Origin of the sequence: Amycolatopsis sp. cmx-8-4 (assembly GCF_046548675.1) — a bacterium.
Classification (GTDB): Bacteria; Actinomycetota; Actinomycetes; order Mycobacteriales; family Pseudonocardiaceae; genus Amycolatopsis.
This window is the reverse complement of record NZ_JAEBDZ010000047.1, coordinates 1-16,975: the sequence shown is the minus strand read 5'-3', so window position 1 is coordinate 16,975 and position 16,975 is coordinate 1. Positions and strand designations below refer to the sequence as shown.

The window sequence follows — 16,975 nt, the reverse complement described above, 5'->3', positions numbered from 1 at the left end:
GTCCGGAGTTACGAAGCCGCCACCTCGAACTCGGACACCTGACCGGCGGGCCAGCCGGTGTTGCCGGTGAACGTCAGCCGCACGAAGCGCTGCGACGTCGCCGTGAACGACGCCGACGCCGTGTTGCCCGACGCCGGGTCGAACGCGTAACCGCGTGAGCCGACCAGCGTCGTGTACGAGCCGCCGTCCGTGCTGCCCGAGACCGTCACCGTCTGGGTGCGCGCGCCCCACGCCGACGACGGCGGCAGCTTCAGCGTCACCTTGTTGATCGACGCGGCCGCGCCGAGGTCCACGGTCAGCGTCTGCGGGAACGCGTTGTTCGCGCTCTCCCAGTAGCTGTCCGCGTTGCCGTCGTTGGCGTTGCCCGGCGGGAACCCGCCTTGGGACGACGACGAGCTGATCGCCCTGCCCCGCGCGATGTTGCTGCCCGACTGCGGCGGCTGCTGCGGGCCGGAGTTCGGCGCGGGCCAGCTCGAGCAGTCGCTCCACGTGCCGGTCCAGCCGCTGTTGCCCGAGCCGCCGAACGTCATCTTCGGGATCGACGACGGGTACGGGCAGTTGTACGTGCCGGTGACGCCGACGCCGGACGCGCTCAGGTTGCTGATCGTCGCGGTCCCCTGCGTCTGCGACTGCGCCACGAACGTGCCCACGCCCTGCACCGAGACGCCGTCGATCGTGACGCCCTGGATCTGCTTGCCGGCGCCGTTGCCGTCGATGAACTGGATCGCCTCGTACGGGCTCTGGATCGCGGTGAACCCGGTGACCCGGATCGTCACGCCGGTGATCGCCTGGTCACGCGCGTCGAACCACAGCGCACCGACGCCGAACTGCCAGTTCGGGTCGAGCGCCCCGGCCCGCAGCGCGGTGTTGTTCGACAGCGTCACCGTGCCGCCGAGCGGCACCGAGCTGAACCGGTTCGCCACCAGGTAGCCGCCGCCGAGCGCGTTGGTGTCCTGCACCAGGTTGCCGCTGACGGTGTTGTCCGACCCGCCGTAGAGCGCGATGCCGTTGGCCAGGTTGGGCTGCACGACCGTGTTGTTCGCGATCGTGTTGCCCGAGTCGGCCTGGCCGTTGGACCAGAGCGCGAGGCCGTCGTCGCCGTTGTTGCGCAGGTAGTTGTTGCGCAACGCCGAGTTCGTGACGGCGCCGTCGAAGTTGACGCCGTCGGCCTGCGTGTCCTGGATGCGGTTGTTCTCGATGGTGAGGTTCGACGACGCGCCGCTCATCAGCCACAGCCCGCACTTGGTGTTCTGGATCCACAGGCCGCTCACGACCGAGCCGTTGCCCAGGACGCCGTGGAACGCGTTGTCCGGGCTGCCGTCGTTGCGCTCGGTCACGTCGCCGAACACCGCGAAGTCGTACAGCTTGATGTTCCCGGACGCGCCGCCGTTGTTGAAGATGTTGTTGCCGTGCAACACGGTGTACCACGGCCCGGCGCCCCGCACGGTGGTCTGGTCGATCTGCAGCGCCGAGCCGATCTCGAACCGGCCGGCCGGCACGAACAGTTCTTTGCCCTGCGACCGCGCGGCCGACAGGCCGTTGCGGAACGCCTGGGTGTCGTCGGAGGAGTCGTTCGCCGTGGCGCCGTAGTCCGTCACGGACAGGGCGTTGGCCGGTTTCGCGCCCGCGCCGCCGACCTGCTCGAAGTCGGCCAGGTCGATGGTCGCCTGCCCGACGTCACCGGAGTCGGCCTGGACGCGGACCTTCGTGCCCTGGGCCGCGTTCTGGCCGAAGAGCAGCCGGGCGTCGTCGAAGAAGTGGTGTGTCTTCGAGCCCGTGATGAAGCCGGTGTCCACATAGGAGTACCGGGACGTGACGGACAGCCCGCTGCCGAGCTTGGTCCCGCCGACGTACACCGAAAGCCGCCCGGACGAGCCGTCCGGGATGTTGTAGTGGACGTTGATCGAGTTGGCCGCCGCCGGCAACGTGAACTCGACGTACTGGCCGGACCCGATCCGGACGGCCTGGCGCCCGGACGCCTCCGAAGCGATGCTGGCCTGTGTGTAGTCGGGGCCGACGGCCGAGCCGGTGGTCGCCGAGCACTCGGCCTCGACCGTCCGGAACGGCACGCTCGCGCCGCCGGACGCCGTCGTCGGGCAGGTCGCCGCGGACGCGGGAGTTCCGCTGAACAGGACGGTCAGGCCGGACGCGGCCAAAGCTGCGGCCAGCAGCGCCGCGCGGCGCCGTGGTGATGGGGACATCGTCGTCACCTTTCTGCGGGGTTCAGGCTCTGCTGGTTTCATGACGAGTAGGCTTCGAGTTCGGACAGCTGTCCCGCGGGCCAGCCGGTGTTGTCGGTGAAGGTCAGCCGCAGGGTGCGCACGGACGTCGCCGGGAAGGTGATCGTCGCGGTGTTGCCGGTCGCCGGGTTGAAGGTGTAGCCCGCCGCGGTCTTGACGCCGTCGACCGCGATCGTCTGGGTGCGCGTGCCCCACGCCGAGGACGGCGGCAGCTTCAGGACCAGCCGCGACACCGAAACCGTGGCGCCGAAGTCGACGGTCAGCGACTGCGGGAACGCGTTGTTCGCGCTCTCCCAGTACGAGTTCGCGTCGCCGTCGACCGCGTTGCCCGGCGGGAAGCCACCCTGCGACGCCGACGCGCTGATCGCCTTGTGCAGCGCCAGGTTCCCGGTCGGCGGGGTCGTCGTGGTGGTGGTCGGCGGGGTGGTGGGTGTGGTCGGGGTCGTCGGCGTGGTCGTGCCGCCGTTGTCCGAGCCGTACACCGGCGTCGGCCACGAGCCGCAGAACGTGGTGCTCCAGCCGGAGTTGCCGCCCTGGTCGACCAGGCCGGTCAGCGCGTCGGGGCCCATGCAGTTGTAGACGCCCGCGCGGCCGATCCCGGTCGCGACGACGTTCTTCACCGTGCCGGTCGGCTTGGCCTGCAGCTGCCAGGCGAACGTGCCCGCTCCGGTGATCTTGACGTTCGTGAAGTGCACGTCCGTGGTCTGGCTGTCGATGAACTGGATGGCCTCGTAGTTGTTGTCCAGCAGGTCGAGGTCGGTGACGTCGACGCGGCCGGTGATGGCGCCGTCGCGGCCGTCGAACCACAGGGCGCCGACGCCGAACTGCCAGTTCGAGTCGAGCACGCCGGTGCGGATGGCGGTGTTGCGCGCGACGGTCGTCGTGCCGGCGAGGGGCACCGCGCTGAACCGGTTGGCGATGTGGATGCCGCCGCCCTGGTCCTGGGTGTCGGCCACGACGTTGTCGGACACCGTGTTGTCGCGTCCGCCGTAGATCGCGATGTTGTTGGCGAGTATCGGCAGCAGCACGGTGTTGAAGGAGAACGTGTTGTTGTGGTCGGCGTCGTGCTCGGACCACATGGCCAGGCCGTCGTCGCCGGTGTTGCGCAGGAAGTTGTTCGTCACGGTGACGTTGCTGATGCCCTGGTGCAGGTTCAGCCCGTCGGCGGTCTGGTCGAGGATGCGGTTGCCGGACACGGTGAGCCCGTCGAACGGCCCGTCGAGCCACAGCCCGACCTTCGTGTGCTGCAGCCACAGGTTCTGCACGACCGAGCCGCCGCCCAGAGCGCCGCCGATGGCGTTGGACTGGTCGCAGTCGACGCGGGCGTCGACCTGGCCGATGATCGCGAAGTCGTACAGCTTGACCGCGCTGCTCGTGCCCGGGACCGCGCCGTTGCCGGGATACGTGGACGTCCCGCAGCTGGCCGGTTCGCCCTTGCCGAAGACGCCGGCGCGCGGGCCGGTCAGCACGGAGTACCACGGGCCGGCGCCGCGGATCGTCACCTGGTCGACGGTGATGTGGTGGCCGAGGGTGAAGGTCCCGGACGGGATCCAGACCTCCTTGCCCTGGCTCTTCGCCGCGGCGACGGCGGCGTCGAACGCGCCCGCGTCGTCGCTGGTGTCACCCGCGGTGGCGCCGTAGTCGGTGACGGACAGCGCGTTCGCCGGCTTGGTGGCGGCCGCGCCGACCTGCTCGAAGTCGACCAGGTCGATCGTCGAGGTCGTGACGTCGCCCGCGTCGACCTGCAGCTTGATCTTGGTGCCGGCCGGGTAGTTCGTGCCCAGCAACGCGCGGGTCTCGTCGTAGAAGTGGTGCGCGTGGCCGTCCCCCGGGGTGTTGGTGAACGGGTACGAGCCGTAGTACCAGGCGTACTTCGACGTCAGCGCGACGTCGCGGTTGTGGGAACCGTTGACGTACAACGAGATCGAGCCGCTCGTGCCGGTGCCGTTCCCGGAGTCCGGGAGGCTGAAGCGGAAGTCGATCGAGTTGGCCGGCGCGGTGAGCGTGAATTCGACGTACTTGCCTTGACCGCCCAGCGTTACGGCTTTGCGGCCGGACGCCTCACCGGCGAGGGTGCCGGAGTTGCGGTCGGGGCCGATGACCGTGCCGTTGGTCGCGGCGGATTCGGCCTCCTGTTCGAGGAACGGCACGGTCGCGCCGCGCCCGGCGGCCAGCGCCGAACTCGCGGGGGCCGCGGCCAGGGTGATGACGGTCAGGCCGGTCGCGGCGGCGACGGCGGCGGCCAGTGCGCCGAATCTCGCGCGCCGGCGGGGGACGGGGGCATTTTGGGGCGCGCTGAAGACAGGATGGGGAGACATGGAGCAGCAACTCCTCGTCGAGTGCGGGTGGGGACCCTTGTGACCTGGATCATACGAATCCGGGACAAGATAACGCAATAGATGAACGAACTTACGCAAATTTGCGACAGAAACTGACGGCTGCGCCGGATGCCGGACGTCGGTTTCCGTCGGGCGGAGCAGCGCCACCGGCGTCGTGGACCCGCAGGCCGCTGCTAGTTTTGAGCCATGATTGAGCGACGTGCCGACGGAAGCGCCGGTGACGCCGACTACGGCGCGATCGGCGGGGTGTACACGGACTACCGCGTGCCGGACCCGCGGATCGGGCAGTACGTCCTCGACGCGCTCGGCGAGGCGCGGACCGTCCTCAACGTCGGCGCGGGCGCCGGCGCCTACGAGCCGCACGACCGCGACGTGACGGCGGTCGAGCCGTCGGCGTCGATGCGCGCGCAACGGCCCGAGGGCCTGCCGCCCGCGATCGACGCGGTCGCCGAGAAGCTGCCGTTCCCGGACCGGGCGTTCGAGGGCGCGATGAGCACGTTCAGCGTCCACCAGTGGAACGACCTGTGGACCGGGCTGAAGGAGGTCCGCCGGGTCACCCGCGGCCCGGTCGCCATCCTGACCTGCGATCCCGCGCTGCTGCGGCGGTTCTGGCTGCTCGACTACGCGCCCGAGGTGATCGAGACCGAGGCGCGGCGCTACCCGCCGGTCGACGACATCGCCGACGGGCTCGGCGGCCACACGTCGATCATCGGCGTCCCGGTGCCGATCGACTGCACCGACGGCTTCAACGAGGCCTACTACGCCCGCCCCGAGCGCCTGCTCGACCCGGGCGCGCGGCTGTCGTGCTCGGCGTGGAGCTTCGTCGACGACCGGGTGCACCACCGGTTCGCCGCCGAGCTGCGTCACGACCTCGACGACGGCACGTGGGAACGCCGCTACGGCCGGTTCCGCGAACAGCCGACGTTCGACGGCTCGCTCGTCCTCGTCGTCTCGAACCCCGAGGGGGCCTGACGTGCCGCCACCGCCGTTCGACCCGGAGCTGGCGCCGATCATCGAACAGCTGCGGGCGGCCCGGCCGCCGCTGAGCACGCCGGACGACATCACCGCGCGCCGTGAGTTCGTCGCCGGTGCCGAGCAGACCGTCGAAGAGCTGGCCGCGGCGCACCCGGGGTTCGAGTTCGCGGAGGAGCACGCGGGGGAGGTGCCGTTGCTGGTCGCGCGCCCGCCCGAGAGCCGCGGTGTCCTCTACTACATCCACGGCGGCGGCCTGATCGTCGGCAGCCACCTCGGCCCGGACGTGCCGAACGTGCTGCGCTGGGCCGGGGAACTCGGCGTCAGCATCGTTTCGCCGGGTTACCGGCTCGCGCCCGAGCACCCCTACCCGGCGCCGGTCGAAGACTGCTACGCCGGTCTGTCGTGGATGGCCGAGCGGCTCGCCGGTCCGATCGTGATCGGCGGCGTCAGCGCGGGTGGCGGGCTGGCGGCGGCCACGGCCCTGCTCGCCCGCGACCGCGGTGGCCCGGAACTCGCCGGGCAGCTGCTGATCTGCCCGATGCTCGACGACCGCGACAACACGCCGTCGGCGCTCGACCTCGACGGCCGCGGCCTGTGGGACCGCACGGCCAACAACGTCGGCTGGGCGGCGTACCTGGGAGACCTTCGCGACGTCCCGCCGTACGCCGCGCCGGCCCGCGCGGCCGACCTTTCCGGGCTGCCCCCGGCGTTCCTGGACGTCGGCACGGCCGAGACGTTCCGCGACGAGGTGGTCGCCTACGCGAGCCGGCTCTGGCAGGCGGGCGGCGAAGCCGAACTGCACGTATGGCCCGGTGGGTTCCACGGCTTCGAGTCGCTGGCCCCCGAAACGGCACTCAGCCGGGCGGCGCGGGCCGCCCGGCTGAGCTGGTTGCGCCGCTTGCTCAGCCGGCCAGCAGCTCCTGCAGCTCGCTGACGGCCTTCGCGAGTTCGTCGGCGAAGCGGTACATCTCCGACGACACGTGCTTCGGCGTGCTGAGGTAGAGGTTCCAGCGGTCCGGCAGCAGCACGTACGCGATGCCGATGCACTGCGGGCTCGTCGAGCCGAAGCCGAAGTACTGGATGTTCACCGACGGCGCCGAGCTGGTGCTCAGGTAGTCGTCGCGCATCTTCAGCCAGCCCGGCGAGCTGTACAACGCCGGCGTCTCCGTGTCACCCCGGCGCTTGGCGATCAGCTGCAGCTCCCACAGGTGCTGCTCCGGCGCGTCACCGGCCTGACACTCCTTCGCCCGCGAGACGTGCTTCGCGGCCGCCGTGCGGAAGGCTTCCCGCTTCTCCTCGGGCGTGCCGTCCTCCATCGCGGCGACGAACCGGAAGACCTCCGGCGTCACGACCCGCATGGCCTCGGTCCGGCCGTTGCGGAACTGCCGGGTGGCGATCGACTCGTACGTCGCGCCCGTCAGGCCCTTCGCGCGCTTGTGCGCGAGCTGGTAGGCCATCTGCGCGAAGGCGTCGGGGGACATCCCCAGCTCCTTCACGCGGTTGGCGCCGAAGTCGAACGACACGGTCTGCGTGGCCGTCGCGTCCGCGTACGCCGCGAAGGACTCCCCGGCGGCGCGGGCGTCGTCGCGGAGGGCGTCGGTCAGCGTGAACTCGACCGGCTCGAACCCCGGGACGCCGTCGGCGGCGTCCCGCGGCAGCCGTTCCCCGCTCAGCAGCGCGTCGGTGAAGCCGAGGATCGTGGTGCCGTCGAGCTCGCAGTGCTCGACGTTGATCCCGGCGGTGCCGTCCTCGAACACGATCAGCGAGACGGCCTTGTCGTACCAGCGGTTGGCGCCGTACAGCAGCTGGTCCGCGGCTTCCAGCGTGGTCGAAGGCGTGACGTCGTCCAGACAGACGCAGAACAACGCCGTCTCGATGGTCTCGAGCGCTTCGGCGTTGCCCGCGTCGAGCAGCGCCTGCCGGCTGGCCGCCCACTCCGCGCGGGCCTTCGTGGTGAAGTGGCCGGCGGGCACGTCCGTGGTGTGGTCGTCCTTGAGGACCGCCCGCAGGCCGTCGGCGAGCTGCTCGGCGGAGTACGGGCGGCCGTCTTCGGCGACGACGTCCATCCGGAACGGCGTGTTCCGGTGGAACACCACGATGTGCCGCGCCCGCGACGGCCCTTCCCAGCCGTCGCGGTACGGCGTCCGCGCACTGTCCAGCACCTCGCCCGGGATGCGCGTGGCCGAGAACAGGAACTTGTGCTGCACCATCGACTGCGGCGTGCCGCGCACGAGCACCGGCGGCACCAGTTCGTCGTCGAGCCGCAGCTTGTAGTCCACGGCGGACGCGGTCAGCTCGGCCGCGCGTTCCACCTGGCCCAGCGGCGATTCGGCGAACAGGAAGAAGAAGTTGGCGTTGAGCGCGATCCGGTCGCGGCGGCCGAGGTAGCGGTACGGCCAGAAGGTGTCCAGCCAGCTGTGCACGCCGGGTGACCGGTCGTACTCCTCCAGCGCGGCCTGCAGTTCGTGGGCCGGGCTGCCGGGCGCGAGGAAGCCCGCGACCGCCGCTTCGGTCTCCGCCAGCTCGTCCGGCGTCAGCAGCGGACCGCACCATTCCAGGAAGCGGCGGCCGCTGTCGGCCAGAGCGGGCACGGGGACCCGGGGAAGCCGGTCCTCGTTGCCGAACGTGCGGGGGGACCATTCCGGACTGCTCACTCTGTCATCCTCGTTCGTCGGGTGCGGTGTCTTCGTCTTCGGTGGCAACGGCGTTGAGCGTGGACGCGAGCCCGGCGGCCGCGCCCTTCTTCGGTCGGGAAACATACAGCTCCGCGTACAGCCAGCCCTCGGCCTCGAGCCCTTCGGGATCGACGCCGGCGGTGCCCAGCGCGTCGAGGATGTGCTCCTGCTCGTCGGCGGAGGCGAACCGCCGCTGGCGGTACACGCCGTCGATGGCCGCGGTCTCGTAGCCCAGCTCGGCGAGGCTTTCCGCGACCGGGTCGTAGGAGAACATCCGCAGCACGAAGTGCGCCATCCACGGCCGGGAGCCGCGCGCGATCCGGGCGATCGACTTCTCGGTGACGTAGCCGACACAGCCGGTCGACACGACGAGGTCCACCTGATCGAGGAGCGCCTGCTGCGTCTCGTCCGGGTCGTAGCGTTCGAAGTCGGCGTAGATCGTCTCGTCCAGGAAGCCCGCTTCACGTGCGTAGTCCAGCGCCGCCCCCGCGGCGTCGAGGCCGAAGAACCGGGCGCCGTCGGAGGTCGCGCGGCTGCGCACGAGCCGCTGGTCGCGCTCGATCAGCGCGGCGCGGCCGAGGTCCTCGACGCCGGGCGCGGTGTACTGCTCGTAGAGGTCGTCCAGGGTCGTTTCGCACCGCAGCAACGCGCTGTTGACGCCGTAGGAACAGCCGACGTCGAGCACGGTCGGCCGCGCGATTCCGCGTTCCGCCTGGTATTCCTCGATCAGTTTCGTGAAGTACGGCTTCGCCAGTTGCGGAATCTGGTAGTCCACGCGCTGCAACGTTCCGAAGAACGGACGGGGGTCGGGCGCGGTGTAAATGTGGTCGAACGAGATCTTGCCGGTCGAGTCGAAAGGCACGGGCCAGGCTCCTAGATCTAGTCGAGCAGGGCGTCGCCCCGCACAGCGTGACCAGCCAGGTGCTCAGGCAGGACCCGGCCGAAGAGCTGCCTGGTCCGCTCCGGGCTGCCGATGACGCCGGGGCGCTCGCTGTAAGCGAAGATCGCCGAGTGGCGCGCGATCTTCCCTTCCACCCTAGTGACCCGATGCAAGGCGAAGCGGCCTTTGAACAACTGCAGATCGCCCGGACGGAGGCCGAGGCGCTGGACCGGATGGGTGCTTTCGCCGGAAAGAACGCCCCGGACGGCGCAAAAGTTTTCCGCCTCGGCGGAACGGATGTTCGGGCAGTATTCGAACGTCCCGCCGTCGCTCGCGGCCTGCGTCAGCATGCTGACGGTGTAGGAGTTCGTGTCGAAGTGCCACGGGTGCGCGCGGCCGGGCGCGATCACGTTCAGCGTCAGCCCGGACAGCGGGTCGGCGAGCTCGTGCAGCTCCTGCAGCCCGAAGCAGTCGGCGATGAACCGCTGGAACACCGGGCTGCCGTAGAGCCGGCCGATGATCGCGCCGGCCGGGATGTGGTCGCGGGCGACGAAGGCGTTGCCCCGCTCCATGATCTGCCGGCCGGGGTGGTCCGCGGGCAGGTCCGCGTCGATCGCGGTGTTGTAGGCGTTGACCTTTTCGATCTTCGTGTACGCGTGCGGTTCGAGCGCGGCGCACTCGGCCCGCAGGACCTCGTGCAGCTCCGGCCGGATGAAGTCGGCGAGGACGCTGCAGCCGACGTCGGCGAGGTCCGCGCGGGTGCGGGCGACGACCGCCCGCCACGCTCCGCTTTCCGGATCAGTGAGCGGGTAGCGGTCCGAGTCGATCATGTCCAGCGCGGCCACGGAGGTGCTCATCGAAGTCCTTCCGGCAGGTGAAGCTACGGTGCTTGCCCTGGTCGTGAGGAAAACAAGTAGCACAACGCCCCGGCGGTGAACCGTGGGTTTGTGAGCGGTGACACAAAGTGGTCAGTGGCCGATTTCGGTGGCCCACGCGCTGAGCTTGACGGTGTCGGTGGTGCCGAGGTCGGTGTCCAGCGGCTGCGTCTGCGCGGGGTCCCCCGGAACCGGGATCACCGAGATCGCCGCACCGGTGTGCTCGTCCCCGGTCGTCACGGTGGCCGACCAGGCGAGCACGGACAGGACCGTCCCGCCCGGTTGGACGGTCAGGTCCCGCGGGCCGGGATCGGGGGCGAAGTAGGACGTCTCGTGCAGGACTTCGACGTCGAGCGGCGAGCCGTCGCCCGCCAGGATCTTCAGGTCCGGGTAGCCGGTGACCTTGCGCGGCTTGCTGTCCCGGTTGGTCAGCGTCAGCACGCTCGCACGGTGCCCGAGCCCGGCCTCGACCTGGCCGACCGAGAGCGACAGGCCGCTCGACGGCGGCGGCGCGTACGTCGGGCTCGGCGTCGTGGTCGGCAACGGGACGGGCGGCGGAGGCGGCGGAGTGCCGCAACCGGTGAGAAGCACGACGAAGAGAAGTGGTGCGAAGCGGAAAACCCCCATGCGGCCGAAGAGTAGCGGGCGCCCCGGAGCCGGGCGCCCGCTACCGCTGTGTCAACCGGGGCTCCGCCCCGGGCCGGGGGCTCCGCCACCCGGACCCCCCGAACCGTTTTCTACGGCGTGAGGAGAGGCAGCAGCGGCTTCCGGACCGCGGTGGCGACCCCGTCGGACGCCTCCGCCGCGGCGATCCGCTCGGCCGAGGGCCGGCCGTAGCCCGTCGTCCGCTGCACCAGCGGGCGGCCCAGCGGCTCGACCATCTCGCGCATGTCGCTGATCGTCTTGTACGAGCCGTTCGACGCGCCGGCCATCCGGCTGATCGTCTCCTCCATCAGCGTGCCGCCGATGTCGTTGACGCCGCCCTGCAGCACCGCGCGGCTGCCCTCGGTGCCGAGCTTCACCCAGGAGCTCTGGATGTTGTCGATCATCCCGTGCAGCAGCAGCCGGGACAGCGCGTGCACCGCCCGGTTCTCGTTCTGCGTCGCCCCCGGCCGGGCGAGCCCGGCGAGGTAGATCGGCGAGCTCTGGTGGATGAACGGCAGCAGCACGAACTCGGAGAAGCCGCGCTTGCCGTGCTTCTCCAGGCCGTCACGCTGCAGCTTCGCGAGCAGCTTCAGGTGCGCGACCCAGTGCGCGGGCGTGTCGACGTGGCCGTACATCATCGTGGAGGTCGTCGGCAGGCCGACCTCGTGCGCGGTGGTGACGACCTTGATCCACTCCGACGTCGGCAGCTTGCCCTTGGTCAGCACCCAGCGGACGTCGTCGTCGAGGATCTCCGCGGCCGTGCCCGGCAGCGAGTCGACACCGGACTCCTTCGCCGCGATCAGCCAGTCCCGCAGGGAGAGGTTGGTTCGCGAAGCGCCGTTGACGACCTCCATCGGGCTGTAGGAGTGCAGGTGGATGCCCGGCTGCCGGCGCTTGACCTCGGCCGCGAGGTCGAAGTACGCGGTGCCCGGCAGGTCCGGGTGGATGCCGCCCTGCATGCAGATCTCGGTCGCGCCCGCGGCCCACGCCTCGTCGACGCGGTCGCCGACCTGCTCCAGCGAGAGCGTGTACGCGTCGGCGTCGGTGCGCCGCTGCGCGAAGGCGCAGAAGCGGCAACCCGTGTAGCAGACGTTGGTGAAGTTGATGTTCCGCGTGACGACGAACGTGACGTCGTCGCCGACCGTCTCGCGCCGCAGGTCGTCGGCCAGCTTCGTGAACGCGTCGAGCTCCTTGCCGTCGGCGGACAGCAGCGCCAGCGCGGCGTCGTCGGACAGCCCGGCGGGATCCTTTTCCGCGCTGCGCAAGGCTTCCAGGACGGTGGAGTCGAACTTCTGCGGCCCGGTCTTGATCCGGTCGCCGATCTCCTTCCAGTCCCCGTACACCGAGTCGAAGTCGCTCCGGCGGTCCTCGGTCCGTCCGGTGGTGTCGATCTCGGTGTGCAGGTCGGTGCGGCCGGACTGCTGCCAGCCGCCGTCCGGCTCCTGCCACGGGATGCCGACCGGCATCGCGCCCTCGCGCGCCATCCCGGTGGCCGGGTCGACGAGCGCGGCGACGTGCCGGGTGATCCGCGGGTCCAGCCACGGCTCGCCGGCCTTGATGTACTCGGGGTAGATCGTGAGCCGTTCCTTGAGGTCGAAGCCGGCCTTCTCGGTGCGGCGGGCGAGCTCGTCGATCTGCGGCCACGCGCGTTCCGGGTTGACGTGGTCCGGGGTCAGCGGCGAGACGCCGCCCCAGTCGTCGATCCCGGCGCGGATCATCAGGTCGTACTGGTTGCCGATCAGGTTCGGCGGCGCCTGGATGCGCATCTTCGGGCCGAGCACGAGCCGCGCCACGGCGATGTTCGCGGCGAGCTCCTCGAGGTCGGCGTCCGGCGTCGCGCGCATCTTCGTGTCCGGCTTGGCCCGGAAGTTCTGCACGATGACTTCCTGGATGCCGCCGTAGGTCTTGGCGACCTTGCGGATCTCGAACAGCGCGTCCGCGCGCTCCTCGTGCGTCTCGCCGATGCCGATCAGCACGCCGGTGGTGAACGGGACGCTGCTGCGGCCGGCGTCTTCGAGCACCCGGAGCCGGACGGCGGGGTCCTTGTCCGGCGACCCGTAGTGCGGGCCGCCCTTCTCGCTCCACAGCCGGGTCGCCGTGGTCTCCAGCATCATGCCCATCGACGGCGCGACGGGCTTGAGGCGCTGGAAGTCCTGCCAGGTCAGCACGCCGGGGTTGAGGTGCGGCAGCAGGCCGGTCTCCTCCAGCACCCGGATCGCCATCGCGCGGACGTAGGAGAGCGTGTCGTCGTAGCCGTGCGCGTCCAGCCAGTCGCGGGCCGCCTTCCAGCGGTCCTCGGGCCGGTCGCCGAGGGTGAAGAGGGCTTCCTTGCAGCCCATCTCGGCACCCTTGCGGGCGATGTCGAGGACCTCGTCGGGCGAGAGGAACGGCGATTCCAGCCGGCCGGGCACGGTGACGAACGTGCAGTAGCCGCACCGGTCGCGGCAGAGCCGGGTCAGCGGGATGAACACCTTGCGGCTGTAGGTGATGATCCCCGCGCGCCCGGCCTCGGCGAGGCCGGCGTCGCGGATGCGGGAGGCGTACTCGGACAGCTTCCCCAGGTCTTCGCCGCGAGCGTGCAGCAGGACGCTCGCCTCGGCTACGTCGAGTGTCTTCCCGTCACGCGCCCGGGCGAGCGAACGGCGCATCGCGGAGGCGGTCGGGGTGGTGGCGTCAGGATCGGGTCCCATTCCGCCCACGCTAGGACCGTCCTCGGCGACCAGCCAGTGTGCGTTCCGCACCTGTCTGACCCGACCGTGGTTCGTGATCGTCTCCGCAGGTCAGCGCGGTGCGCTGGTTGTCGATCAGCGCCGCGACGTGTATTACCTAAAGGGTGGCCTCGGTGATCGGGAAGAAGATCGGCGGACGGACGTACTACTACCTCGCGGAGTCCGCGAGAGTGGACGGCAAGCCCCGTGTGGTGACCCAGCGTTATCTCGGTACCGCCGACGAGATCGCCCGTGCCGTCCCGGGCGGTGAACCCGCGTCGGCACGCTACCGCGCGTACGGCGACGTCGCCGCGGTGTGGGCGACCCTGCGCCGGCTCGACTTCGTCCGCCGCGTCGACGAGGTCGCCGGGCCCCAGCGCGCGAAGACGACGCTCGGGCTGACGCTGGCGATCGCGGTGCTGCACCGGGCCACCGCGCCGGAAACGCCGATCGCGGACTGGTGGGCGACCGGGGCCGCCCCGGACCTGGTGCGGCCCCGGGTGTCCACAGTGGAAGGATTCTGGCGGGCGCTGGAAAGGCTGACGCCCGAACGCATCACGCGCATCGAAGAGACCGTCGCCGCCGCGGTCTTGGACATCGTGGACGACCACGCGGCCCTCACCGTCGACGTCCCGCAGTTCGCCGCGTTCGCCGCCGCGGACCGCACGCTGCCCTCGGCCTGCCAGAGCGTGCTCGCCGGCGTGGGCCTGCGGGTGACCCGCGACGGCGCGATCCCGCTCGGCTCGCGGCTGTACCGGCGCGACGACGGCACGGCCCCGACGTTCGCCGCGCTGACCGGCGAGCTGGGCCCGGCGACGCTCATCTTCCACACCGGACAAGCGGCGCAGCTCGACCTGGGCTCACGCAGCGGGTTCGTCGGCTCGCTGCCGCTGACCGACCACCCCGAGCTGCTGACCCAGCCCGCGTCGGCCCGCAAGCGCGTCGACCCCGAGCGGTTCGCCGGTCTCACCGCGCTCGACACGCACGCGGTCGTCGACGGCGTCCGGCGGCGGGTCGTCCTCACGCACTCGGCGACGCTGCACGCGGCGCAGTCCCGCGCGTTCGCCGACGAATTGGCCACCGCGACCCGCGAGCTGGACGGCCTGGCCGGCGCCCTGGCGGCGGGCACCCACCGCGGCGACCGCGCCCAGGTGCACGCCGAGATCGGCCGCGTCACCCGCGGCCGGCGCGTCGAACGCGTGCTCACCGCGGTGCTGAGCGGCAGCCGGGCCGGGGAGATCCGTCTCGAGCGGCGGATCGACACCGCCGCCGTCGCCCGCCTCGACGACGAGTTCTTCGGCAAGCAGGTGCTGGTCACCGACCAGGACTGGCCGGTCGCCGAGCTCGTCACCGCCTACCGGGCGCGCACCCACCTCGAGTCGACGTTCCGCTGGCTGACCGGGCCCGCCGTCACCGGCCCCACCCCGCGCTGGGAGTGGACGCGGCAGCGGATCGCCGCGCACGGGCTCGTCTCGGTGCTCGCCGCGACGGTGACGCACCTGATGCGGCGCGAGGCCGACCGGGCCGGGATGAACCTGTCCGTGAGCGAGCTGCTCGAGCGGCTCGCGGGCATCGGCGAGCTGGTGCTGCACTACCCGTCGACCGGCGGGCGGCCGCGGACCGGGCGCCTGCCGACCGAGCGGGACCCGGCCCAACAGGCGCTCTACCAGCTCTTTTAGGACTCGCGGTGGATCTGCAGCGCGGAGAAGCTCTGCACCACCGGCATCAGCTCGATGACGTTGATGTTGACGTGCTTCGGCTGGCTCGCGGCCCAGTAGACCGACTCGGCGACGTCGTCCGCGGTCAGCGGGGTGGTGCCTGCGTAGACCTTGTCGGCCTTGTCCTGGTCGCCGTCGAAGCGGACCTTCGAGAAGTCCGTGCCGCCGACCATGCCGGGCTCGATGTTCGTCACCCGGACGCCGGTGCCGTGCAGGTCGCTGCGCAGGTTGAGGCTGAACTGGTGGACGAACGCCTTGGTCGCGCCGTAGACGTTGCCGCCGGGGTAGGGGTAGGTGCCGGCGATCGAGCCGATGTTGAGCACGTGGCCGCGGCCGCGCTCGACCATCCCGGGCAGCAGCGCGCGCGTGACGTGGGTGAGGCCGCGGACGTTCGTCGCGATCATCTCGTCCCAGTCGGCGAGGTCGGCCTGGTGCGCGGGCTGGAGGCCCTTCGCGAGCCCGGCGTTGTTGACCAGGACGTCGACCTCGCGCCACGCTTCGGGCAGGCCTTCGATCTTCGTCTTGACCGCTTCGGGGTCGCTGACGTCGAGCTTGAGCGTGAGGACGGCGTCGCCGAGCTCCCCGGCGAGCTTCTCGAGCTTGTCCTCACTACGCGCGACGGCGATCACCCGGGCGCCCTCAGCGACGAACCGGCGGGCGATGGCGTCACCGAAGCCGGCGCTGGCGCCGGTCACGAACACGGTCTGCTGGGTCATGGCTTGGCTCCGCTTGTGGTCAGGAAGGTGCTGAGCGCTTCGTTGAACTCGGTCTCACGCTCCAGGTTAGGCAAGTGGCCCGCGCCGTCGATCACCACCAGGGTCGAACTCTGCACTTCCCGGTGGATGAGTTCGGCGTCCCGTACCGGGGTGAACTCGTCGTCGCTGCCGACCACGACCAGGGTCGGGACGGCGATGTTCTTGAGCCCGGGGGTGTAGTCGGGGCGCTCGGCGCGTCCTCTCAGTGCGGCCGCGGCCCCCTCGGCGGGAGCGTTGCGCATCATCCTTCTGACGTGCTCCTCGACGTCCGGCCTGTTCGCGCGGGTCGTCGGCGAGATCATCTTCGGGAGCAGCTGCTCGGCGTAGCGCTCCATGCCTTCGCGCGTGATCCGGTCCGCGGTGTCGACGCGGCCCTGTCTCACCTCGGGGGTGTCGAGGCCGGCGAAGGTGTCGGCCAGCAGGAGAGCGCTGACGCGGTCCGGGTGACCGGCGACGGTCTGCATGGCGATCTGGCCGCCCATGGAGAGGCCGCCGAGCACGAAGGTCTCGATACCGAGGTGGTCGGCCAGCTCGACGAGGTCGTTCGCGAAGACGTCGAGGCCGGTCTTGGTCGCTTCGGTCCTGTGGGTGCCGTTCTTGTGGGTGCCGTAGCCGCGGAGGTCGGGGACGACGACGCGGTAACCCAGCTCGGTCAGGTGCGCGGCCTGGGGCCGCCACATCGAGCGGTCGAAGGGGTGGCCGTGGACGAGCAGGACGGTGGTCGCGTCCTTCGGTCCCGCGTCGTCGTAAGGGGAGGTCATGCCTTCGAAGCTAGGCGGAGCTTTGATGCGGAGCAATACGGCGCAATGTACTCGGAGCAATGTTCTTTCCGTGCTCTCCTCGGCTGCTTCCCGGGATTTCCCCTGGCGCTCTCGGGGCGCCGGGGGCACACTGGGCCTCGGACGGGCTCCGTCAGGGGTTCTGACCTGCGCTGATCTTGTTAACGGGACCCCCTGTTTCGGGCGGTTTCGGGGCATGTAAAGTTCTCCAAGTCGCCAGGGAAACCGGGCGGCGGGGACACGAACCAAGCTCTCGCAAAAGCGATTGAGTGGGTGTCCCACCAAAATAGCTTGAAACAATCGCCGAGGTTGAGCCCGCGGATAATGTGGGTGATTCCGGAGTGTGTTGCTTGAGAACTCAACAGTGTGCTAGTGAACTAAGCCAG

12 protein-coding genes are annotated in these 16,975 nt (G+C 70.5%); 3 read left to right on the top strand and 9 right to left on the bottom strand.

Annotated elements, in window-relative coordinates; genetic code table 11:
• Positions 1-8 precede the first annotated feature (8 nt).
• Positions 9-2,201 (bottom strand): discoidin domain-containing protein, encoded by a 2,193-nt coding sequence (locus ACLJQZ_RS45780; RefSeq protein ID WP_410627736.1) that lies wholly within the window; start codon positions 2,199-2,201, stop codon positions 9-11.
• A 38-nt stretch (positions 2,202-2,239) separates the two neighbouring features.
• On the bottom strand, positions 2,240-4,558 hold the full coding sequence (locus ACLJQZ_RS45775) for a discoidin domain-containing protein (protein ID WP_410627734.1): 2,319 nt from the start codon (positions 4,556-4,558) through the stop codon (positions 2,240-2,242).
• A gap of 207 nt (positions 4,559-4,765) precedes the next feature.
• Between ACLJQZ_RS45775 and ACLJQZ_RS45770 the strand changes: the two genes are divergently transcribed.
• Complete coding sequence (locus ACLJQZ_RS45770) at positions 4,766-5,551, top strand: class I SAM-dependent methyltransferase (protein WP_410627732.1); 786 nt, start codon at positions 4,766-4,768, stop codon at positions 5,549-5,551.
• Between the two features lies 1 nt (position 5,552).
• Positions 5,553-6,488 (top strand): alpha/beta hydrolase fold domain-containing protein, encoded by a 936-nt coding sequence (locus ACLJQZ_RS45765; protein WP_410627730.1) that lies wholly within the window; start codon positions 5,553-5,555, stop codon positions 6,486-6,488.
• Here ACLJQZ_RS45765 and ACLJQZ_RS45760 read toward each other — a convergent pair.
• The 5 genes from ACLJQZ_RS45760 to ACLJQZ_RS45740 all read right to left on the bottom strand — a co-directional run bounded on the left by ACLJQZ_RS45760 (position 6,457) and on the right by ACLJQZ_RS45740 (position 13,319).
• Positions 6,457-8,208 carry a choline/carnitine O-acyltransferase gene (locus ACLJQZ_RS45760; protein WP_410627729.1) on the bottom strand — a complete coding sequence of 584 codons (1,752 nt, stop codon included), beginning with the start codon at positions 8,206-8,208 and terminating at the stop codon, positions 6,457-6,459. The two genes, ACLJQZ_RS45765 and ACLJQZ_RS45760, sit on opposite strands and share 32 nt — an antisense overlap.
• Positions 8,209-8,212: 4 nt before the next feature.
• The gene (locus ACLJQZ_RS45755) at positions 8,213-9,091 is read right to left on the bottom strand and encodes a class I SAM-dependent methyltransferase (RefSeq protein WP_410627727.1); all 879 of its coding nucleotides are present in this window, start codon (positions 9,089-9,091) and stop codon (positions 8,213-8,215) included.
• 17 nt (positions 9,092-9,108) lie between these two features.
• A complete protein-coding gene (locus tag ACLJQZ_RS45750) occupies positions 9,109-9,966 on the bottom strand; it encodes an arpA protein (RefSeq protein WP_410627725.1) in 858 nt (285 codons plus the stop codon).
• A gap of 111 nt (positions 9,967-10,077) precedes the next feature.
• Entirely contained in the window at positions 10,078-10,611 is a 534-nt protein-coding gene (locus ACLJQZ_RS45745; protein WP_410627723.1) for a DUF4232 domain-containing protein, read from the bottom strand.
• Between the two features lie 110 nt (positions 10,612-10,721).
• Entirely contained in the window at positions 10,722-13,319 is a 2,598-nt protein-coding gene (locus ACLJQZ_RS45740) for a bifunctional FO biosynthesis protein CofGH (protein ID WP_410627721.1), read from the bottom strand.
• A 152-nt stretch (positions 13,320-13,471) separates the two neighbouring features.
• Between ACLJQZ_RS45740 and ACLJQZ_RS45735 the strand changes: the two genes are divergently transcribed.
• Positions 13,472-15,016 carry a transposase gene (locus ACLJQZ_RS45735; protein WP_410627720.1) on the top strand — a complete coding sequence of 515 codons (1,545 nt, stop codon included), beginning with the start codon at positions 13,472-13,474 and terminating at the stop codon, positions 15,014-15,016.
• Here ACLJQZ_RS45735 and ACLJQZ_RS45730 read toward each other — a convergent pair.
• Together ACLJQZ_RS45730 and ACLJQZ_RS45725 are read right to left on the bottom strand one after the other, a co-directional pair.
• Positions 15,013-15,771, bottom strand: a complete 759-nt coding sequence (locus ACLJQZ_RS45730) for an SDR family oxidoreductase (RefSeq protein WP_410627718.1) — start codon at positions 15,769-15,771, stop codon at positions 15,013-15,015. The genes ACLJQZ_RS45735 and ACLJQZ_RS45730 overlap by 4 nt on opposite strands.
• Positions 15,768-16,571 (bottom strand): alpha/beta fold hydrolase, encoded by an 804-nt coding sequence (locus tag ACLJQZ_RS45725; protein WP_410627716.1) that lies wholly within the window; start codon positions 16,569-16,571, stop codon positions 15,768-15,770. Before ACLJQZ_RS45725 ends, ACLJQZ_RS45730 begins: the two co-directional genes overlap by 4 nt.
• Positions 16,572-16,975: the final 404 nt, after the last annotated feature.

Excerpts from the sequence above, each read along its gene's own strand:
- ACLJQZ_RS45775 (WP_410627734.1), bottom strand. The coding sequence starts at position 4,558 with ATGTCTCCCCATCCTGTCTTCAGCGCGCCCCAAAATGCCCCCGTCCCC.
- ACLJQZ_RS45740 (WP_410627721.1), bottom strand. The coding sequence starts at position 13,319 with ATGGGACCCGATCCTGACGCCACCACCCCGACCGCCTCCGCGATGCGC.
- ACLJQZ_RS45745 (WP_410627723.1), bottom strand. The coding sequence starts at position 10,611 with ATGGGGGTTTTCCGCTTCGCACCACTTCTCTTCGTCGTGCTTCTCACC.
- ACLJQZ_RS45770 (WP_410627732.1), top strand. The coding sequence starts at position 4,766 with ATGATTGAGCGACGTGCCGACGGAAGCGCCGGTGACGCCGACTACGGC.
- ACLJQZ_RS45730 (WP_410627718.1), bottom strand. The coding sequence starts at position 15,771 with ATGACCCAGCAGACCGTGTTCGTGACCGGCGCCAGCGCCGGCTTCGGT.
- ACLJQZ_RS45780 (WP_410627736.1), bottom strand. The coding sequence starts at position 2,201 with ATGTCCCCATCACCACGGCGCCGCGCGGCGCTGCTGGCCGCAGCTTTG.
- ACLJQZ_RS45750 (WP_410627725.1), bottom strand. The coding sequence starts at position 9,966 with ATGAGCACCTCCGTGGCCGCGCTGGACATGATCGACTCGGACCGCTAC.
- ACLJQZ_RS45725 (WP_410627716.1), bottom strand. The coding sequence starts at position 16,571 with ATGACCTCCCCTTACGACGACGCGGGACCGAAGGACGCGACCACCGTC.